The sequence below is a fragment of the Massilia sp. NBRC 108631 genome (genome assembly GCF_059704565.1).
The window spans coordinates 62,283-82,944 of the sequence record NZ_BAAKJE010000281.1 but is presented as its reverse complement, the minus strand read 5'-3'; the positions used below and the strand labels follow the sequence as shown (position 1 = coordinate 82,944).

General features: G+C 66.8%; 16 protein-coding genes. 5 read left to right on the top strand and 11 right to left on the bottom strand.

Translation table 11 applies throughout. The annotated features are described in order from the left end of the window. Nucleotides 1-792, top strand: a 792-nt coding sequence (locus tag AC6H42_RS31005) for a polysaccharide deacetylase family protein (protein ID WP_497549735.1), incomplete at its 5' end; no start/stop codon positions are given. Nucleotides 793-859: 67 nt separating this feature from the next. Here AC6H42_RS31005 and AC6H42_RS31000 read toward each other — a convergent pair. The 8 genes from AC6H42_RS31000 to AC6H42_RS30965 form a co-directional block, all read right to left on the bottom strand. Then, a complete protein-coding gene (locus tag AC6H42_RS31000; protein ID WP_497549734.1) occupies nucleotides 860-2,953 on the bottom strand; it encodes a response regulator in 2,094 nt (697 codons plus the stop codon). 76 nt (nucleotides 2,954-3,029) lie between these two features. Further along, nucleotides 3,030-4,667, bottom strand: a complete 1,638-nt coding sequence (locus AC6H42_RS30995; protein WP_082551568.1) for an alpha-amylase family glycosyl hydrolase — start codon at nucleotides 4,665-4,667, stop codon at nucleotides 3,030-3,032. Nucleotides 4,668-4,777: 110 nt separating this feature from the next. After that, a complete protein-coding gene (locus AC6H42_RS30990; RefSeq protein ID WP_057153750.1) occupies nucleotides 4,778-5,218 on the bottom strand; it encodes an FKBP-type peptidyl-prolyl cis-trans isomerase in 441 nt (146 codons plus the stop codon). Nucleotides 5,219-5,274: 56 nt separating this feature from the next. After that, a complete protein-coding gene (locus AC6H42_RS30985; protein WP_082551569.1) occupies nucleotides 5,275-6,030 on the bottom strand; it encodes a FadR/GntR family transcriptional regulator in 756 nt (251 codons plus the stop codon). Between the two features lie 31 nt (nucleotides 6,031-6,061). Further along, nucleotides 6,062-7,408 carry an MFS transporter gene (locus AC6H42_RS30980; protein WP_057153752.1) on the bottom strand — a complete coding sequence of 449 codons (1,347 nt, stop codon included), beginning with the start codon at nucleotides 7,406-7,408 and terminating at the stop codon, nucleotides 6,062-6,064. Next, nucleotides 7,405-8,400 (bottom strand): alpha/beta fold hydrolase, encoded by a 996-nt coding sequence (locus AC6H42_RS30975; RefSeq protein WP_057153753.1) that lies wholly within the window; start codon nucleotides 8,398-8,400, stop codon nucleotides 7,405-7,407. The genes AC6H42_RS30980 and AC6H42_RS30975 overlap by 4 nt, the downstream gene beginning before the upstream one ends. A gap of 2 nt (nucleotides 8,401-8,402) precedes the next feature. Then, nucleotides 8,403-10,619 (bottom strand): TonB-dependent receptor, encoded by a 2,217-nt coding sequence (locus AC6H42_RS30970; RefSeq protein WP_497549733.1) that lies wholly within the window; start codon nucleotides 10,617-10,619, stop codon nucleotides 8,403-8,405. A 47-nt stretch (nucleotides 10,620-10,666) separates the two neighbouring features. After that, nucleotides 10,667-12,070: an FAD-binding oxidoreductase gene (locus AC6H42_RS30965; RefSeq protein ID WP_497549732.1), complete on the bottom strand. Its 1,404-nt coding sequence runs from the start codon at nucleotides 12,068-12,070 to the stop codon at nucleotides 10,667-10,669. A 180-nt stretch (nucleotides 12,071-12,250) separates the two neighbouring features. Here AC6H42_RS30965 and AC6H42_RS30960 point away from each other — a divergent pair, with 180 nt between their 5' ends. After that, a complete protein-coding gene (locus tag AC6H42_RS30960) occupies nucleotides 12,251-12,988 on the top strand; it encodes an alpha/beta fold hydrolase (protein ID WP_497549731.1) in 738 nt (245 codons plus the stop codon). Here AC6H42_RS30960 and AC6H42_RS30955 read toward each other — a convergent pair. Next, a complete protein-coding gene (locus tag AC6H42_RS30955) occupies nucleotides 12,957-16,460 on the bottom strand; it encodes an indolepyruvate ferredoxin oxidoreductase family protein (RefSeq protein ID WP_497549730.1) in 3,504 nt (1,167 codons plus the stop codon). The genes AC6H42_RS30960 and AC6H42_RS30955 overlap by 32 nt on opposite strands. Nucleotides 16,461-16,595: 135 nt before the next feature. Between AC6H42_RS30955 and AC6H42_RS30950 the strand changes: the two genes are divergently transcribed. Continuing rightward, a complete protein-coding gene (locus tag AC6H42_RS30950) occupies nucleotides 16,596-17,066 on the top strand; it encodes an Lrp/AsnC family transcriptional regulator (RefSeq protein ID WP_497549729.1) in 471 nt (156 codons plus the stop codon). Here AC6H42_RS30950 and AC6H42_RS30945 read toward each other — a convergent pair. After that, complete coding sequence (locus tag AC6H42_RS30945; protein ID WP_497549728.1) at nucleotides 17,029-18,225, bottom strand: mannitol dehydrogenase family protein; 1,197 nt, start codon at nucleotides 18,223-18,225, stop codon at nucleotides 17,029-17,031. The genes AC6H42_RS30950 and AC6H42_RS30945 overlap by 38 nt on opposite strands. Nucleotides 18,226-18,331: 106 nt before the next feature. Between AC6H42_RS30945 and AC6H42_RS30940 the strand changes: the two genes are divergently transcribed. Both AC6H42_RS30940 and AC6H42_RS30935 read left to right on the top strand, forming a co-directional pair. Continuing rightward, complete coding sequence (locus AC6H42_RS30940; RefSeq protein ID WP_497549727.1) at nucleotides 18,332-18,958, top strand: TetR/AcrR family transcriptional regulator; 627 nt, start codon at nucleotides 18,332-18,334, stop codon at nucleotides 18,956-18,958. Further along, a complete protein-coding gene (locus tag AC6H42_RS30935; protein ID WP_497549726.1) occupies nucleotides 18,945-19,844 on the top strand; it encodes an alpha/beta hydrolase in 900 nt (299 codons plus the stop codon). The genes AC6H42_RS30940 and AC6H42_RS30935 overlap by 14 nt, the downstream gene beginning before the upstream one ends. Nucleotides 19,845-19,858: 14 nt before the next feature. On the opposite strand, the gene AC6H42_RS30930 is transcribed toward AC6H42_RS30935, so the two are convergent. Beyond that, entirely contained in the window at nucleotides 19,859-20,629 is a 771-nt protein-coding gene (locus AC6H42_RS30930; protein ID WP_082551571.1) for a flagellar brake protein, read from the bottom strand. Between the last annotated feature and the right edge of the window lie 33 nt (nucleotides 20,630-20,662).

Here is a 20,662-nt window from a genome sequence, read left to right as displayed (position 1 = left end):
GCCGCCGGCGGCCTGGTGCGCCGCCGTCGCCCTCCGGTCTCCGCCAGCGCCGCTGCGGTTGCCTTGCTTGCCATCGCCGCCGTGTCATTCGGCTTTCCCGCCGCTGCGGCGGAATGCGGCGCCGACGCATTGGGCACGGCCCGCACGCTCATACTCAAGCGCGAGTACGGCGCCTGGGGCGCGAGCCAGCATACCGCGCTGCCGCTGCGCAAGGGAGAGGTGGTCCTGACCTTCGACGACGGTCCGCGCCCGGACACCACGCCGCGCGTGCTCAAAGCGCTTGCCGATCACTGTGTCAAGGCCACGTTCTTCATGGTCGGCAATAACATGGCCGCATTCCCGGACCTTGCGCGCAGCGTTGTCCGCGCCGGCCATTCGGCTGCAATGCACAGCTATGCCCATCCCTATCTTGGCCATCTGGCACCCGCCGATCAACTGGCCGACCTGAAGAAAACCCAGGAAGTCTACCAGGCGACCCTGGGCGCGGCGGCGCCGGCTTATCGCTTTCCCATGCTGGCGGAAACGCCGACCTTGATGGCGGCGCTGCAGGCGCAGCATATCGCGGTCTTCTCGATTGACGTCGGTATCGGCGATTGGGAAGCGGATGTGACGACCGGCGTCCTTGCGGCCCGCCTCGCTGAAAACCTGAAAGCGGCCGGCGGCGGCATCGTGCTGATGCACGATGCCTACGGGCCGCTGGCGGACGCCTTGCCCGTGCTGTTAAAGTTGCTCAAGGACGGCGGGTACCAGGTCGTGCACCTGGAATGGGAAGGGGCCAAAGATCCTGATTAAACCACCCCGCCTCCGCCACCTTGCCGCCCCCATGGCGGCGTTGGCGATTTGCCTGTTGCTGGTCCGGTTAGGCAGCCGGGCAGCCGGTGTGTTGCGCAATGTGCGCCGCTATCTGCTGCAGCAGCGTTTGCAGTTGTTCCACGATGGCCATGGCCATGGCGGGCGCGCGTTCACTGTCCGCCTCGCACGGCGCAAGCTGCTCCAGCTGCTCGCACAAGTCGCCCATGCGGAACGCGCCGACGGTGCGTGCTGCCGCCTTCATGCGGTGGCCCAGTTCGCGCACGGCGTCCAGGTCGCCGTGGGCCAGCGCAGCCTCCATATCGCGCACGCCCTCCTGTGAACTGTGCAGGAATTTGGCGGCGAATTTGCGTACTTTCTCCGCATCGTAGCCAAGCAGCATGGCCAGCACCGACAGGTCTATCACGTCCGGGTTGCCGCCGTGCGCGGCCGTGGCCTCAATGACCTCAGTAGCCGTGGGCGCCGGCGCCGCCGGCTGCGGCTCGGCCGGCGGCACGCGCGGAGGCAGCCAGTTGGCGATGGTTTGATACAGCAGCGCCGGCTGCACCGGCTTCGAAATAAAGTCGTTCATGCCTGCATCGATGCAGCGCACCCGGGCTTCGGTGGTGGCGGTAGCCGTCATTGCCAGCACCGGTATCTGGCCGAATCGCGGCGAGGCGCGGATGCGGCGCGTCGTTTCCAGCCCATCCATGACCGGCATCTGCAAGTCCATCAATACGCAGTCGAAATCGGTCTTGTGCAACAGCTCCAGCGCGGCCGCGCCATTGTTGGCAAGGCAAACGGCAGCGCCCATTTCTTCCAGCATTTCCTGCGCTATCTGCTGATTGAAGACGTTGTCCTCCACCAGCAGGATGCGGGCCGTGCGCAGCGACGCCATCATGGCCGATGCGCGGGAATTGGCCAGCAGTTCGCCGGCAGCGTCGCTGATCTGGCTGATCAGCGTGGACATGGGCCGGGGCGATATGCCGAGTTGGGCCGTGAACCAGAATGTACTGCCGACGCCGGGCTGGCTGTCGACTCCGACGCGGCCGCCCATCAGTTCTGCCAGTTCCTTGCAGATCGCCAGGCCCAGGCCGGTGCCGCCATATTCGCGCGTGGTCGACGTGTCGGCCTGCTGGAACGAGACGAACAATTTGGCCATCTCCGCTTCGGACAGGCCGATGCCCTGGTCGCTCACTTCAAAGCGCACCAGGCAGCCGTCGGCGCCGCTGGCCACCATGCGCGCGCGGAAGGCGATCCTGCCTTGCTCGCTGAACTTGATGGCGTTGTTGGCGTAGTTGATGAGCACCTGCTTCAGCCGCAGCGGATCGCCCACCAGCACCGGCGGCAGCGCGGGATCCAGGTCGAACACCAGTTCCAGGCCGCGCGAGGCCGCCTTTGGCGCTACCACCGCCGTCAGCGTTTGCACCACCTGGTCGAGCGAAAAGTCGACATGCTGCAGGTCCATCTTGCCGGCCTCGATCTTGGAAATGTCAAGAATGTCGTCGATGATGCCCAGCACGTGCTCGCCGGCGAAGCGGATCTTTTCCAGATAGTCGCGCTGGCGCGGGTCCAGCTCGGTCTTCAGCGCCAGGTAGGCCATGCCGATGACGCAATTCAGTGGCGTGCGGATTTCATGGCTCATATTGGACAGGAACTGGCCCTTGGCCATGCTGGCCGCCTCGGCCAGTCGCTTGGCCTGCAGCAGTTCCTCGTTCTTGGCCTCAAGCTGCTGTTCGTAGTGCCGCTCGGATGTCACATCGTGATAAATGGTGACGAAACCACTGACCGCCCCGTCCGCGCCGTAGATGGGGCGGCCGACGATGTTCAGCACCACGCCGTCCACGCTGATGCGGGTGAAATTGTGAGGCTCGAACTTCAGGCACAGCGCCTCCCTGGCTGCCACCAGCCCGTCGATGTCGCCTGGCCCATAGTCGCCGCGCGCGGCGAGGGCGCGGAATACATCGCCCATGGTGACGCCGGCGTGCATCACGTCGGCCGGCAGGCGCTGCAACTGGCAAAAGGCGGGATTCCAGAACCGGATGGTCAGGTCGCGATCGACTATGGTCACCCCAACCGGCATGTATTCCAGTGCGGCGGCCAGCCTGGGGAAATTCAGCCTGATGAATTCTTCGCTTTGAATAGTGTGGACAGTGGAATCCATAAGCCGGTCATCCCGCATGGCGAAACTGGAACGTGTTTCTGGGCCACGCTCGCTGGCTGGCACATCAGGCAGAACTCTAACTGATATGACGGTCGCTGTCAGGAGCTGCGATGGTTCCTATCATCCAGCCATGCGGCGCCAGCGTGGCGTGTTGAGCCTGCCAGCCCGACGCGTACAGCGGCTGTGCGCGCGCCAGTGCGGCATCGAGCGCCAATTCCGACGGCGACAGGTTGGCCAGCACCACCATGTGCCCGTCCCTGGCACTGCGGGTAAAACCGATGGCGCCCGCCGGCAATCCATCCAGAAACGACGTGGCGCCGGTGCGCAGCGCGGCATGGCGGCGGCGCAAGCCGATCAGGGCCTGGTAGTGCGCAAACAGCCCGCTGTCGAAGGTGTTCCAGTCAAGCCGGTAGGGATCGAACAGCACCGGCCAGCCAGTCCAGCTCGGCTCGTCGAATTCCTGCCCCATCAGGATGTGCGGCACGCCGTCCATGGCCAGCAGCACGGCGGCCGCCGGACGATGGGCGGCGCGGCCCAGGAAGGCGGATGCGCGTCCCTGTTCCTTGTCTTCCAGCCAGCGCATGCGCAAGGCGCCGTGCGGGAAACTGTAGGTGGACTCGTTCCAATAGCGGGCGAATGCGGCGCCATCCGCCTCGCCATGGGCGCAGCGGCGCAGCATCTCGCGCGTGCCGCCTTCGTAGGTCAGGTCGCAGGCGGCCAGGTGGTGAAATTCGTCGTAGGACTGGGAGATCAGGGCGATGTCGGAGCGTACGGCTGCCAGCGCCGCGCGGACCTCGTCGAGGAAATCCAGCGGCGTGATGTCGGAATCGTCGAAGCGCAGGCCGTCGAAGCCGAAGCGCTCGAGCCAGCCGCACATGCTGCCGATCAGGTAGGAGCGCAGTGTGCGGTCGGTGAAGTCGAAGCCGGCGAAGTACTCTCGGTTGGGAACGGCGTAATAGATGCTGCCGTCGGCACGCCGCGTGTACCAGTGCGGATGCGAGCGCGTGAACGGATGGTCCACGCTGCTGCGGTTGAGCGTCCAGTCCATGATCACACGCATGCCGCGCGCGTGCGCCGCGTCCACCAGCGCGCGCAGGGCCTCGGCATCGCCCAGGGTTGGATCGATGGCGTCGAAATCACGCACCGCGTAAGGGTCGCCCGACGCGCCCCGGCGGGCTTCGATGCCGATGGGGTGGAGCGGCATGATCCACAGCACGTTTGCGCCCAGCTCGCTCAAGTAGGGCAGCCTGGCGCGCACGCCGTCGAAGTTGCCGCCGAAGGCAGGCACGGAGAGCTGGTAGATCACGCCGTCGCGCAGCCAGTCCGGGCTGGCCAGCGCTGCGCGCGCGTGCAGCGGGCCCGGCGCGGCGGCGCTCAGGCCGGCCTGGCGCATCAGCACCACGCCGGATTCATCGACCGTCAGGCAGGAGTTGTGCTGGCCGTCTTCCGAGATCCAGGGATTGGCGGGGTCGGCGATCCAGTCGGTGCCGTTGACGACCAGCTTGTAAAGGTGCCGCCCGGCCGGAATCGGCAGCGTGGCCTGCCAGCGCGTGGCGGAAACGCGCTCCAGCAAGCAGGCGTCGCCTGCCCAGCTGTTGAACGTGCCTGCCAGCGCAACGCTGCGGGTGTCGGGCGCGGCGTCGAAGACGAAGCGCACGCCACCGGGCGCGGCGTGCGGCAAGCGGGCCGGGGTAGGGCGGAATTGCAAATCCATGGCGTTCGATCCTGTGTAGTTTTACTACTATTTAGCAGTAAACTACGCGATAGCGGCAGGAATTGCAATATTGACTAGGTAATTCTATTACAAGATGAGGCGGTCCCGCTTTAGCGGACGTCCAGCAGCTCCACGTCGAAGATCAAGGTGGCATTGGGCGGGATGGGGCCTGCGCCGCCGTCGCCGTAGCCCATGGCGGCCGGCACGATCAGTGTGCGCTTGCCGCCCACCTTCATGCCTTGCACGCCTTCGTCCCAGCCCTTGATGACCTGGCCGCCGCCCAGCTGGAAGTCGAACGGACCGCGACCGGCCGAGGAATCGAACTGTTTGCCGTGCAGCTGGGGCGCGGCTGGATCGTACAGCCAGCCGGTGTAGTTGACCACGGCGGTGCTGCCGGCCACGGCTTCCTTGCCGGTGCCGGCAACGCTGTCGATCTTCTGGAAGGCTACCGCAGGTACGGCGGCCGCCGGCGGGGCCTTGGCGCGGTCGCAGGCGGCCAGCGTCAAAGTCAGGGTCAGCGCGATGGCGCAGGAGGAGAACAGATGTTTCATGGTGTGCTTTCGGATGGTGAATGCTGGAAATCGCAGCAGCATACACCAGGCACAGGTCACGTGCCGAGCGCTTGCGCGGTTTCGGGTGTGCCGTTGCGCTCCACGTGCACGATCGAAATGTCGAAGTGGTAGGACATGGCCGACACCGCGCCCATCGCATCGCCGGAGCAGATCCGCTCCACCACGGCGTCGTGCGCGTCGATCACGCGCACCAGTTCGCTCTCGCTGCGGCTGTCGTCGAAGTGGATGCGCGAAGACGCCTCCACCGGCGTGCGCAGGGCCGCCAGCAGGATGCTGTTCAGCGGGTTGCCGCTGGCTTCGGCGATGATGGTGTGGATCGCGGTGTCGCAGGCCACGCGGCGCACGTGGTCGGAACCGGCTGCCCGCATTTGCTTCACCAGGTCGCGCAGCGCCTGGCGCTGGGCCGGCGTGGCGTAGCGCGCCGCCAGCTGTGCGGTCTGCAGTTCGATGGCGCGCCGGGTCTCGATGACGTGCGCCACGCTGACCTGCGCCGTGGTGAGCGCGTAGTCGAACACCTGCGCCAGCACTTGCGGGTCGATGGCTTTCAGGCGCGGCCGCCGTCCGCCCTCGATTTCCAGGATGCCGAGTGCCGCCAGGGTGCGGTAGGCTTCGCGCACGCTGCCACGGCTGACCTTCAGGTCCAGCCCGATTTGCACTTCGCTCGGCACGGTGTCGCCCGGCCGCAGCTGGTCGCGGTTGATCAGTGCCAGCAGGTGGCGGGCCACCTGGGAGGACAGGGTGGGGCGTTCAAGCGCTGAGATGGGCGCAATCGTGGGGGCAATCGAGTTCATCGCATTAGCCTAACGTGTCGCGCCAGACCTGTCAAACAGGTTGCGCGTGCCGGCCCGGATACACGCGCGCGATGCGCCGTGCCAGCAGCCAGAAGAACATTCCTGTGAGCAAATTGACCAGCACGATGGCCGTCATGGCGCTGCGCAGGCCGTCCACCCCATTGTCCTTGGTCTGCAGCGCATCGCTCAGCAGGCCGACCAGCACCGGCCCCATGCCGTGGCCGATCACCACGCCGGCCACGCCGATGATGGCGACCGCCGTGGCGCGCGCCTGCGGCGCCACCAGGTCCTGCACGGTGCCGAATACCGGCCCGGCCAGTGTGCCGGCTACCAGGAAAGCCAGGAACAGCAAGCCCAGTGCGACCATCGGGTTGGGGACATGGAAGCTGGCGATCAGCGGCACCAGCACGGCCCAGCTCACCAGCGCCGAATAGCGGGCTGCGGCGGAGCGCGACTTCCTGGCCAGGCGTACGCTGACCTGGCCGCCCACCAGCGCGCCGATGCCGCTGGCCAGGCCGATGCACAGCCCCAGTCCCAGTCCGATTGTCATCGGCTTCATCTGGAAGGCGCGTTCAAAATAGCTGGGCAGCCAGGCGCCGACCGCGCCGGCCAGGCCGACGAAGGAGAACGCCAGCATCAGCATGAAGAAGCAGCGCAGGTCGCCCAGCTGGCCCCAGATGCCCGCGCCCAGCGTGGCGGGGGGCGGCTGGTCCACGCGCAGCGGTTCGCGCACGGTGAAGTGGAAGATCAGCGCCATGACCGCGCCGGCGATGCCCAGCCAGATGAAGCCCAGGCGCCAGCCCACCGTCTGGACCAGGATGCCGCCGCCCAGCATCCCGCCCAGCATGCCGAGGTAGACGCCGCTGAAATGGGTGGCGTAGGCGCGTCCGCGCAGTTCGCGCGGGTAGTAGTCGCCCAGCATCGAATGGCTGGCCGGCACGCAGCCCGCCTCGCCCACGCCGACGCCGATGCGCGCCGCCAGCAGCAGCGCGAAGCTGGTCGCCATGCCCGACAGGCCTGTCATCAAGGTCCAAGCGATGAAGCTCAGCGTGATGATCCACTTGCGGTTGCCGCGGTCTGCCATGCGCGCCAGCGGGATCGATACCAGGCCGCCGAGCAGGGAGAACGCCAGGCCGTTGAGCAGGCCAAGTTCGGTATCGGTGAGCAGGAATTCCTTCTTGATCGGCTCCATGAACATCGAGATGACGACTTTGTCGACCGAGCACATGAAGCCCACCACGGCCAGCGCCACCAGCACGTAGGTGCGGTAGGCATTGCTCATGGCGCCGGGGCCGGCCAGTGTGTCCGCAGCCGGTGCGGTGGCAAGCTGCGCGCCGGCCAGTCCGTGCGGATCGCTTGGTGCGATGGCAGTTTTCATGCTGCTACCTCCTGGTTCATGAAGAGACGTAAATCGTCTGCCCACAGCGCCGCGTCGGCGCCGGAGGCGAAATGGCCTTTTTCGCTGTCGAGTTCCCGGTAGGCCCAGCCGGCCGCGCCGGGCAGGGCCAATACCTCGCCGGCCAGCGTTGGCGAGAACACCGGGTCGGTGCGCGACAGCACGTACAGCACGGGCGCCTTGATCCGGCCCAGGTGCGCGCGCAGGTCGAACGCTTCGGCGGCCTGCATCAGCACCACCAGCGACATGGGATTGAATTCCCCGGCCCACTCATGCGCCAGGCGCTGGATCTCGGCCGCGCGCTGTGCCGGGTCGGGAATGCGCGGCGCCAGTTCGGCGTCCACGCCGTAGGTGGTCAGTGTATTGACGCGCATGGCGGCCAGGTGCGGCACCATGGCGTTGGCATCGCCTTTGCACCATGCCTGCCATCCGTCGGCGGCCTCCAGCCCGGCCCGGATCGCCGCAGCGGCGCCGGGCGGCATGGGATGGAAGGGCGCGCCGACTGCGGCCACCACCCGCTCCACCATCGCTGGGTAGCTGAGCGCCCAATGGAAGGCCTGGTAGGACCCGAACGACGGTCCGGCCACCGCTGCCAGGCGGCGCACGCCCAGCGCATCGAGCAGCGCCTTCTGCGAATTGACGATGTCCTCCACCGTGATGGCGGGGAATTCGGCGCCGCATCCGGGGCCGGTGCTGCCGTAGCACGAGCCGAGCATGTTCGGGCAGACCACGAAGTACTTGTCGGTGTCGATGGGGCGCCCGGGACCAACCAGGACGCTCCAGGAACCTTCGGCCACGTTCGCGCCTTCCTCCAGCATGGCCGTGCCGGTGGTATAGCCGTGCAGCACCAGCACGCAGTTGGTGCCGGCGGCGTTCAGTGTGCCCATCGAACGATAGGCCACCACCAGCTGCGGCAGCACGGTCCCGCTGGCGAGCATGAACTCGCCGAGCGCTTTGGAGTGGACGGTGGCCATGGTCAGAAGCGGTAGCTGATGTCGGCGCCGAAGGTGCGCGGCGCGATCACGCCTGCGCCGAACGGGCTGCCTTGCGGCTGCAGCGAGAGGGACTTGAGGAAGGTGACGCCGCGTTTGTCGCCCAGGTTCTTGCCGTACAGGGACAGGCGCCAGTTGCCGTTCTCGATGCCGCCGCTGATGTTGATGGTGCTGTAGGAGGGCACGTCTTGCGCGGCACGCTGGCTGAAGTCGGAGCGGCGGTCGCCGGTGTAGTTGATGCTTGCGCCGGCCGACGCCTTGAAGCCGCCGCCGACGTTCCAGCGGTAATTGGCGCCCAGCGAGCCGCTGACCTTGGGCACGAAAGGCAGGCGGTCGCCGTCCAGGCCACCGGCCGCGGGCGCCGCTTCACTCAGCTTGGCGTCGGTGTAGCCGATCGATGCGCGCAGCGACAGGCCCGGGACCGGGAACAGCATGAGCGACGCTTCCGCGCCCCTGCTGGTGGCGGCGCCGCCGTTGACGTAGAAGTTGAAGCCATTGGCGCTGGTCTGGATCTGGATGTCTTTCCAGTCGGTGCTGAACAGGGCCGCTTCCAGCGACACTTTTCCTTCGGCCATGACGGCCTTGTAGCCCACTTCATAACTGGTCAGGGTGTCCGGCTGGAAGGTTTGCGGGGCGTTGCCGGCTCCGGTGGGCGGCACGGCGTTCGGGCCGCCGGGACGGAAGCCGTTGGCGACGCGCGCATACAGCGCGGCGTCCGAGGACGGCTTGTAACGCGCTGTGAACAGGTAGGTCGATTTGTTCTCGCTGGAGCCGGAATTGATCACCACCGGCGCGGGACCGACCAGCAGGCCGCTGTAGTCCTGCGCGTAGACCTGGTCATCCTTGCCGTGGCGGACGCCGGCCAGCACGTCGAACTTGTCGCTGACGGCGTAGGTGGCGTTGGCAAACACCGACCATTCCTTGTAGCTGCTGTCGATCGAGGCCTTGACGATGCTGGGCAGAGGATAGGTGGTGCCGGTGGTGGTCGAGAACGGGCGGAAGCCGGGGATGCGGTTGGTGTTGTCTTCCTTGGTGTAGTAGACACCAGCCTCGTAGGTCAGCTTGTCGCCCAGCGCGCTTGCGCCGGCGCGGATTTCCTGCGACACCCGGCGCGTGGTGGTGGCCTGTGCGTAGGAGACGCCGAGGTCCGGAATCTTGAACGCCGCGCCCAGTGCCACGCCATAGCCATAGGTGCCGTCGGCGCCTTGCGAGGCGTCGAAATCCTGCACCGTGGTGGAGGACACCAGCGTCAGGCCGCCGATGCTGCCGTTCAGGGTCAGGTTGGCAACGTCCAGCTTGGCGGTGGAGACTTCGGGCGCGTAGCGGGTCTGCGTCAGGTCGCCGCGCAGAGGCTTGAGCGTGGCCGGATCGACATCGACGATGCCGTTGGCGTCGCCTTGCACCTTTTGCGTCAGGGCGAAGGCCGACAGCTTCCAGTCGCTGTTGATCAGCCAGTTGAAGGCCACGCGCCCGCCGCGCACCTTGGTCTCGTTGACGTCCTTGGCGCTGCCTTGCGTGTTGTCGATGTAGCCGGCGTCGGTGCGTTCAAAGGCGGACAGGCGCAGCGCCATGGTGTTGTCGGCGAAGGGTACGTTCAGGAACAAACGGCCGCTCTTGCCATTGCCGCCGTTCTTGACCGCGTTGCCGCCCAGGGTCACGCTGCCGCGCAACGCGCGGTAGTCCGGCGCGGCGGTCACGTAGCGCACCATGCCGCCCATGGCGCCGGCGCCGTACAGCGTGCCTTGCGGCCCCTTCAGCACTTCCACGCGCTGCAGGTCGGCCGGATCGATGTCCGGCGTGACCGAACTGCCGGCCGCATACGCGTTGACCGAGCCGATGGGCGCTTCGTCGATATAGAAGGCGGTGCTCGACGCCGACTGCGCCACACCGGTGGTGATGCCGCGCAGCGTGACCTGGCTGAAGCCCTGGCGGAAGGAGGACAGGGACAGGCCGGGAATCTGCGCCACGTAGTCTTCGAGCTTGGTCTTGCCGTCGCGCGTGAGCTGCTCGGCGACCACCGCCGTGACCGAGGCCGGCACGTCGATCGCGGCCTGCTCGCGTTTTTGCGCGGTGATCACCACCTTGTCGACGGTCTGGTTGGCTTCGGCTTGTTGCGCCATGGCGGGAATGGATTGCATGGCGCACAGCAGGGCCGCTGCGGCGGCGGTTGCGGTACGGGGCAGGCGTGGGGCTGATTGCATGGTTGTCTCCTGATTTTTATAGTGGTGTTGCGACTTGCCGGGGCAGCTTATGCGCCGAATATCTTCCCTGGATTGAGGATCATGTTGGGATCCCACGCCTGCTTGATCGTGCGCATGAGGCCAACCACATCCGCACCATATTCCATCAGCAGCTTGTCCTTCTTGCCCATGCCGATGCCATGCTCGCCGGTGCAGGTGCCGCCCATTTCCAGCGCGCGTTCGACCATGGCGCTGTAGACCCGGTCCACTGCCGCGTGCTCGGCCGCGTTGTCCGGCATCGGCATGAACAGCACATGGAAGTTGCCGTCGCCGACATGGCCGAGGATGGGGGCGACCAGTCCTTCGCGGTCGATCATGGCGCGCGCCATGCCCACGCATTCGGCCAGCGCCGACATCGGCACGCAGATATCGGCCACGATGCTCACGCAGCCGGGGCGCAGCGCCAGCGCGGCGAAGTAGGCCAGGTGGCGCGCGTGCCACAGGCGGGAACGGTCTTCCGGGCGCGTGGCCCACTGGAAGTCGACGCCGCCATGGCTGGCCGCCACTTCCTGTGCCAGTTCGGCTTGTTCCTTGACCGCCAGCGGCGTGCCATGGAATTCCAGGAACAGGGTTGGCATCTCGGCCAGGCCCAGGTGCGAGTGCGCGTTGCAGGCGCGGATCTGGTGTTCGTCCAGGAATTCGATGCGGGCGAACGGCACGCCGCACATCGACATTTCCGCCACCGCCTCCACCGCTGCGGCCAGCGTGGGGAAGGCGCAGGTGGCGGCGGCCACGTCGGCCGGCAGCGCGTGCAGTCGCAGCGTGACTTCGGTGATGATGCCGAGCGTGCCTTCGGAGCCGGTCAGCAGGTGCACCAGGTCGTAGCCGGCCGACGATTTGCGGGCGCGGGTGCCGACGCGCACCAGGCGGCCATCGGCCAGCGCCACTTCCAGGCACATCACGTTGTGCGCCATGGAACCGTAGCGCAGGGTGGTGGTGCCGGAGGCGCGGGTGGAGACCATGCCGCCTATGGTGGCGTTGGCGCCCGGGTCAACCGGGAAGAACAGGCCGCTGCCTTTCAGGTGGGCGTTCAGGTCTTCGCGGGTGATCCCCGGCTGGACCACGCAGTCGCCGTCTTCCAGGTGCACCGCCAGCACGGCGTTCATGCGCGACAGGTCGATGCACACGCCGCCGAACGGCGCGCTGACATGTCCTTCGAGCGAACTGCCGGCGCCAAATGGAATGATGGGTACTTGCTGGGCATTGCACAGGGCCAGGATGGCGCACACTTCGGCCTTGTCCTGGGGCCAGACCACGACGTCCGGCGCCAGGCTGGTCGACAGGCCCTCGCCGCGAGCATGCTGCTCGCGCACGGCCCGAACCACGCTGACGCGGTCGCCGTAGCGCTGCTGCAGCGCGCCGATGACCTGCTCGACGGCGCCGTAGGCAACTGGAGGCAGTTCTTGTTTCATGGTGTCCCCGTGTTTGGATGGTTGATCTTGGATGGTTTGATCCGAGAATACGCCCACAAAATAAACCTGTCAAACAGGTTGTACATGTTCGATAGGTTGCGTGTCTAAGCTGCCACAGGCTTGCTAACGCGTCAAATTTGCCTCATCCTGTCGGACATGTTGAGACTGGGGAGATAAAAAATGCAGATGACTGTGATCCTGATTCACGGCGCCACCCTGAACGGTGCGTCCTGGGCGCCCGTGCGGCGCCACTTGGAGGGAGCGGGCCTGCGGGTGCTGACGCCGGATCTACCCGGCCACGGCAAGCGCCGGAGCGAGCGCTACACCTTGCCCGAGGCGGTGCGCACCATCGCCGAACTGGCCGCGACGCTGGACGGCGGGCCGCTGATCCTGGCCGGCGACTCCCTGGGAGGTTATACCGCGCAGGCGGCGGCCGCCCATCTGCCGCGCGAGCAGTTGAAAGGTCTGGTGCTGGGCGGGAGCAGCCATGAATTCAGGGGCTGGCCCACCATTCCCTACCGCGCCAAGGCATTGATGTTCCGCGCCACCTTTGCGTTGAAGGACGAGCGCAAGGTGATCGAGGAAAAGGTTCCCGGCCTGCTGCGGGAGTACGGGCTGGAAGAGAGGGATGTCGCCGCCACCATGGCGGGCGGTTTCAGCCTGTCGGTCTTTCCGCAGGCGGTGGCGGCGCTGTGCGGCGTCGATTTCCGCGCCAAGCTGGCAGCGATTCCGCAGCCGGTGATGTTCATCAACGGCGACCTCGATACCAAGCATGTGCGCGGCGAAGCCGCTTACGTCGCCGCCGCGCGGGATGCGACAGTGCACCGCTTCGCCGGCTGCGACCACGGCGTGAGCCTGCGGCGCAGCGGCGAGTACGCGGAATTGGTCAGGCAGTTCGCGCAGCGCGTGGCCGCTTGATTTCCACGGTTGTTTCCACCATCGCCCCCGCATTCGCGGGGGCGGCGGCCAGCGCCGCCAACTGGCGCTGATATTGCTCCATGGCCTGGTGTTTCACGGGGCCGAAGCCGCGTATCTCCTGCGGCAGGCGCGCCAGTTCGGTGGCATGCGCCAGGTTGCCCCGCGTCAGGTTCGCTGCCGCAGCGCGCACCTGCTCTTCGAACTTCTCGGCCAGCGCGCGCTCCATGCGACGCTCTTCGGTATAGCCGAAGGGGTCGAAGCGCGTGCCGCGCAAGCCCTTCAACCCGCCCAACATGCGCAGCAGCGGGAATACCCATGGACCGAATTTGCGTTTCTGCGGCCTGCCGGTGGCGGGATCGATGCGTGACAACAGCGGCGGCGCCAGCCAGACCGACATTTTTCCGGTGCCCGAGAACTGGGCTGACAGGCTGGCTTTGAACTCGTCGCTGCCGTACAGGCGGGCGACTTCGTATTCATCCTTGTAGGCCATCAGGCGATAGGCGCTGAGGGCGGTGTGGCGGGTGAATTCACCGGCCGCGCCGGCAAGCGCCTGTTCGGCGTCGCGGGCCACCTGCACCAGTGCGCGGTAGCGGCTGGCGTAGGCTTCGTCCTGGTAGGCCGCCAGGTCCTGCGCCCGGGCGGCAATCAGTTCGTCGATCGTCATGGAGGCCGCCGTGTTTGCGGTCGCTGGTGCGGCGGTGCCCTGCAGGCGCGCCAGCAGGTCCGGGTGCTGGGCGGCGATGCGGCCCCAGGTAAAGGCGCGCCGGTTCAGCGCCACGGCGGCGCCGTTCAGTTCAATGGTGCGGTCGAGCGCGTCGAACGACAGCGGCACCAGCCCTTTTTGCCAGGCGTAGCCCAGCATCAGCGTGTGCGCGGTGACAGTGTCGCCGAACAGCGTCTGCGCCAGCGCGCTGGCGTCCAGTTCATGGAAACGGCCGGGCGCGCAACGCTGGCGCACGCGCTGCGCCATCAGGCTGGTGGGCTGGGTGGCGTCGCGCTGGCTTACCACGGCCGATGTCGGCGTTTCGCCGGTGTTCAGCACTGCGGCGCTGCGCGCCGGCGACAGGCGGCCGGCATTGTCGGCCGCTGCCGCCACCACCATGTCCGCGCCCAGCAGCAGGTCGGCGGCGCCGGGGCCGATGCGCACCGCGCTGATCATGCCGGGCGAGGGCGCGATGCGCACCTGGCTGACCACGGCGCCGTTCTTCTGCGCCAGGCCGGTGAAATCGAGCACCGTGGAGCCCATGCCTTCCAGGTGGGCCGCGCCGCCGATCAGGGCGCCCATGGTCAGCACGCCGCTGCCGCCGATGCCGGTCACGAGCACATTGAAGTGCCCGTCCAGGGCGGGGACGCGTGGCGCCGCCAGGGCGGCCCCCAGTTCGGTTTCCATCGCCTGCATGCGGGCCGCGTCGGGCTTGCGCAGCTGGGCGCCCTCGATTTCGACGAAGCTCGGGCAGAAGCCCTTGACGCACGAGAAGTCCTTGTTGCAAGCGCTCTGGTTGATCTTGCGCTTGCGCCCGAACGCCGTTTCCAGCGGCTCGATGGAGATGCAGTTCGACTGCACCGAGCAGTCGCCGCAGCCTTCGCACACGCGCTGGTTGATGAACACGCGCTTGTCCGGGTCCGGCATTTCCTTGCGCTTGCGGCGGCGCCGCTTCTCGGCCGCGCAGGTTTGCTCGTAGACGATGGCCGTCACCCCGGCAATTTCGCGCAGTTCGCGCTGTACGGCGTCGAGCTCGCTGCGGTCGTGCACCGTGACGCCCGGTGCCAGCTCCGCGTCGCCTTGCCAGCGCTGCGGGTTGTCCGACACCAGCGCGATGCGCAGCACGCCCTCGGCGTCGAGCTGGCGCGTGATGCGCGCCGGATCGATCACGCCTTCGGCCGCCTGGCCGCCGGTCATGGCGACGGCGTCGTTGTACAGGATCTTGTAGGTGATGTTCGCCTTGGCCGCTACCGCAGCGCGGATCGCCAGCAGGCCGGAATGCTGGTAGGTGCCGTCGCCCAGGTTCTGGAACATGTGCGCAGTGGCGGAGAACGGCGCGGCGCCCAGCCATTGCGCGCCTTCGCCGCCCATCTGTGAAAAGGTGGAGGTCTTCAGTTCGGGCTGCGCCAGCGACATCACATGGCAGCCGATGCCGCCGCCGGTGCGCGAACCTTCCGGCGTCCTGGTCGAGGTATTGTGCGGGCAGCCGGAGCAGAAGTAGGGTGCGCGGATCGGGATCACCGCCGCGCTCACCGGATGGTGCGCCGCCTCCAGCGCCTGCAGGCGCTCGCGCAGCAGCGGCAGCGCATCGCCAAAGCGGGCGGCGAGGGCGCGCGCCACCATCAACGGCGTGAACTCGGATATTTCGGGCAGCACGGTGGGACCGGCGCCGGCATGCTTGCCGCTGATGCGCGGACGGTGCGTGTCCGGCAGGCCGTACAGCGCCTCTTTCAGCTGGGTCTCCACGTTGGCGCGCTTTTCCTCGATCACCAGCACTTCCTCGTTGCCCTCCGCGAAAGCGGCGGCGCCGTCGGTTTCCAATGGCCAGCTCATGGCGACCTTGTAGACTGAGATTCCCATGGCGCGCAGGTCGGCGCTGCCCAGGCGCAGCTCATCGAAAGCCTGCATCAGGTCCTGGTGCGCCTTGCCGACGGTGATGATGCCGAAGCGGCGCTGCGGGGCCGCGACGATGGTGCGGTCAAGCCGGTTGGCCTTGGCCCACGCGCGCGCGGCGGGCAGGCGTTCTTCGATCAGGCGGCGTTCCAGTTCCGCGCGCTGGCCGGGCCAGGCGATGCCCGGGTCCCAGTTCAGGCCATGCGCCGGCAACGCGTGCTCGGGAGTGATGAAGGGGGCGGGCGGGTCGAGGTCGAAGGCGGCGGCGGTTTCCACCACTTCGGCGATGGTCTTCAGGCCGACCCACAGACCGCAGTAGCGCGACAAGGCAATGCCGGCCAGCCCGAGTTCAATCACTTCGCGCACGCTGGCAGGCTGTAGCACGGGCATCGAGGCGGAGTGGAAAATGCCATCGGTCTGGTGCGGATACATCGAGGACTGCGCCGCGTGGTCGTCGCCGGACACCGCCAGCACGCCGCCAAGCGGCGAGGTGCCAAGCATGTTCGCGGTACGGAACACGTCGCCGGTGCGGTCCACGCCCGGACCCTTGCCGTACCAGATGCCGAACACGCCGTCGACCTTGGTTTCGCCGTACGCCTTGTGCATTTGCGCGCCCCACAGCGCGGTTGCCGCAAGGTCTTCGTTCAGGCCGGGCTGGAACACGATGTCGTGCGCGGCGAGGTCTTTCTGCGCTTTCCACAACTGCTGGTCGTAGGCGCCCAGCGGCGAGCCGCGATAGCCGGACACCAAGCCGCCGGTGCTCAAGCCTTGCGCCCGGTCCATCTGCCGCTGCAGCATCGGCAGCATGACCAGGGCCTGGATGCCCGTCAGGAAAATGCGTCCCTGCGTGTTCGCGTAAATGCTGTTCGCCGCCATGATTTTTTGTCCCGTTAGAGTTCTGTCTGTATATCGATTTTAGGGCGGAGCCTTGAGTAAATGGGACTGAAACAGCTTATACAAAAGCGTAAAATTAGTTAGAATTGCCAGGATAGGCAAATACTGTAGGTGAATATGACTAGTGCTGCGGATCTTGATAAAACCGACCTGAAAATCCTCAAGGAGCTGGCGCTCGATGGCCGCATCGCGTGGAGCGCACTGGCCGACAAGGTGGGGCTGTCGCTGACGCCGACGCTGCGCCGTGTGCGCCAGCTGGAAGAGAGCGGATTGATACGCGGCTACGTGGCGCAGCTGGATGAAGCGCGCCTGGCCGGGCGCATGACGGTGTTCGTCTCGGTGACGCTGACCAGCCAGGCGGAAGAAGTGATTGCGCGCTTTGAAGAGCTGATTGCGCTCGCGCCGGAAGTGATGAGCTGCTTTCTGATGACGGGCGATGCCGACTACAACCTGCGCGTGGTGGTGGCCGACCTGGACGCCTACCACCACTTTCTGACGCGCACGCTGACCCGCATCCCCGGCGTGGCGCACATCAAGTCGAGCTTCGCGCTTAAAACGGTGCTGATGCGAGCTTCGCCGCTGCTGTAGCGATGGCCGCGCGCACTTGCGCATTCTGCACGCAGAACGGATCGAGTCGCACCTCCCCGTAGAGGCGGATGTACAGTGCCGGCAGCATGGCCGCCGCGTCCAGCGGCAGGCCGAGGCGGACCCGGTCCATTAACGTCGGCACGATGAAGCCGGACAGCTTGGCCGCGCTATCGGCCAGCACGCGGTCCACCGTGTCTTCGATGGCAGCGCTGGCAAAGCGCTCGATGACCGCGTCGCGGTAGGCGGCGAGATCGATCGGGCTGGGACGCAGGCAGTCGAACACCGCCCCGGTCACATACTCGTGCACCAGCGCGCGGATGCGCGGGTCGGCCAGGCAGGCGTGGATGGTGGCGTGTCCGGCCAGAGCGCCGGCCCACGCGGCGCAGCTGTGGCTGGCATTCAGGATGCGGATCTTCGCTTCCTCGTACGGCGCCACCGACGCCACCATTTGCACCCCAACGCCGGCCCAGTCGGGGCGGCCGTTGCAGAAGTTGTCCTCCACCACCCATTGCAGCCAGGTTTCGCTGCCTACCGCCGCTGCGTCGTCGATGCCGGTGGCGGCCTTCACCCGTTCGCGCAAGGCCGGCGTCGGGCGCGGCGTGATGCGGTCCACCATCGCATTCGGGCAGCTCGTGTTCGATTCCGCCCACGCCGCCAGATCCGGTTCGTTGGCCGCCGCCAGATACTGCTGCAGGCCGCGCCTTACGGTATCGCCGTTGTGGCGCAGATTGTCGCAGGACAGCAACGTCACGGCTCCATGCCCGCCGGCGCGGCGCGCGCGCAGTATCCCGGCCAGCACGCCGTACAGCGCCGCGCCGCTGTCGGGGCCATATCCGCTTTCCGTCACGGTGAACGAAATGATGCGCGTAGCGGGATCGGCCCCGATCGCCGTCAGCGCGGCGTTGCCTGGTACATGGGGCAGGGCGCGTCCGATCGCCGTGATGCGCCGGTAGCTGCGCTGGCCGGACGGCGACACGGTCTCCAGCATGTAGGCGTTGCCCTGCGCCCGCATGGCGGCGGCCGGATCGTCGGCATCGGGGCGGATGTTCCCGCTGGCGAGGGTCCAGCTGCGGTCGCCCCGGTCGTGCAGCGCCTGCAGGTATACCGCCTGGTGCGCGCGGTGGAAATTGCCGAGGCCCAGATGAAGGATGGTTGGCATAGGCTGTAGGATAGGTTTTGTGTTATTTCAAAGAATGGTGGTGCGTTCGGTGAAATTCTACAGTAACATGTATGACAGGTTGCGTTTATTTTGAAGGGGAATCGCCATGGTTCATGCCAGTAAATCCGCCTCTACCCGGGCCGCCATTCTCGACCACGCGCTCAGCGTCGCCAGCCACGAAGGGCTGGAGTCGCTCACCCTGGGCACCATTGCCGACTCGCTCAAGATGAGCAAGAGCGGCGTCGTGGCACGCGTCGGTTCGCGGGAGACGCTGCAGCTCGCCGTGCTGGACCAGTACCGGCAGCGCTTCGAGGCCCAGGTCATCGCGCCGGCGCGCTGCAGCGTGCCGGGCCTGGCGCGCTTGCGGCGGCTGTTCGCCATGAGCCTGGAGCAGGTGGCGTCGGGCCAGTCGGCGGGCTGTTTCTATATCAGTTGCGCCGCCGAGTACGACGACCGCCCCGGCTCCGTGCGCCTCGAACTGGCCAGCAGCGTGGCCGCGTGGCGCGCCGCCTTCGAGCAATGCGCGGAGCAGGCCATCGCCGCAGGCCAGCTGGCGGCGGGCACCTGCCCGGACCAGCTGGTGTTCGAGGTCTACGCGCTGCTGCTGGCGGCGCAACACGACACGCGCCTGCTCGAACGCAGCGACGGCGTCGCGCGCGCCACAGCGGGATTTGAACGCATCATGTCGCGCTGCATGGCGCAGCCGGAGGAAGCGCAGCATGGACACGAATGACACGGCCCGGCAGGCGGTGATGGCCGCGCTGGCGGCGCAGTTGCCCGGCATACCCGAGCGGGACCTGCCGCGCTTTGCCGCGTCGTTGCTGGTGGCCGGGCAGTACGCGGCGCCCGCCGTCGATGCCGGCGTGCCTGCGGGCAGGCTGAGCGCCGGGCGCCATTGCAGCACCTCGCTGTATCCCGGCGTGCAGCGCGGCTACACCCTGTATGTGCCGCAGCAATATGACGCGCGGCGGCCAGCCGCCCTGATGGTGTTCCAGGACGGCGCGCGCTATCTGGGCCAGGAAGCGAATGCCGCGCGCATCCTGGACATGCTGATTGCCAGCGGGGAGATGCCCGTCACCATCGCACTGTTTGCCGAACCAGGCGAGCGGGGCCCCGGCTTGCCCATCTATGGCGGCACCGATAACCGCAGCGTTGAATACGATGCGCAGGACGACCGCTACGTGCGTTTCTTGCTGGAGGAATTGCTGCCGCAGGCGACGGCCGGATACAGCCTCTCGTCCGATCCCGCACAGCGCGCCATCGCCGGGATCAGCTCAGGCGGCGCCTGTGCCTTCAACGCCGCCTGGGCACGCCCGGACCAGTTTGGAAAAGTGATGAGCCATTGCGGCAGTTTCGTCGGCATCCGGGGCGCCGACAGCTGCGCGGCGCGCGTGCGGTGCGAGGCGGCTCGGCCGTTGCGCGTGTACCTGCAAAGCGGAGAGCATGACCTCGACATCGTGTTTGGCAACTGGCTGCTGGCCAACCGCACACTCGCCGGCGCGCTCGCGTACCGCGACTATGACCACTGCCTGCTGGTCGGGCAGGGCGGCCATTCGCTCGAACACGGCGGCGCGGTGCTGGCGGATGGCTTGCGCTGGCTGTGGCGCGCTGCTGTCTGACCGCTGCCTATTTTTCAGCGCGGGCGGATGGGGTGGTTCATCTTGTCGATCAAACTGGATATTTCGCGCTCGGTCGCCGATGCCATATTCATGAATTTGCAGCCTACGTGGAGCTGTTCGCCGAGCAGGAAGGAGCGGTAGGAGCGGGTGAGGCGCACTTCCAGGTCCGCGACGATGACGGTCTGCGGACCCAGTTCGAGCCGCACGTCGAGCAGCTTGCGGCCTTTGATAAGGCCGCGTGCTGCGTGCTTGGCGCAGCGCAGGCCCACGCCGCCCAGCGACAAATCGTACAGCGGCAGCTCGTACGGCGCACCGTTGACCACGAAGGAGGCGGTGAAATTCGCGCCCAGCGGCGTCTCCAGCCGCTCGCTGGCGCGCCGGTTCAGCACGTCGCAGGTTTCCGGGAAGGTCATCGGAATCCGCGCCGGCAGGCCGGGCTGCGATCGCCACTCGGGCTCTGTCAGGCTGAACTGCATCTTGGCGTTGCGCAGCCAGGCGACAAAGGTGACTTTTCCCGGCGGCAGAATTTCGCCCTGGTTCAATTCCATCACAAAGTGCGGCAGCTCGGGGTCGACCGAGAAGATGCGCCCCAGCACCGCCTTGCGGCTGCCCGCCGCGTACATTGAAATCGCATCCCCTGATTCCGCCAGCAGCGTCAGCGCGTCGCCGATTTCGTCGATGTCCGCTATCTCGTGCGGCCTCATGGCGGCCGGAATTGGCTCGATTGCGTCTTGCGGCCGAGGCGGGCCCTTGCGGATCAGCAGGATGTGTTCGTTTAATTGCATATTTTTTATGGATGAACGTTTAATTTCAATGTA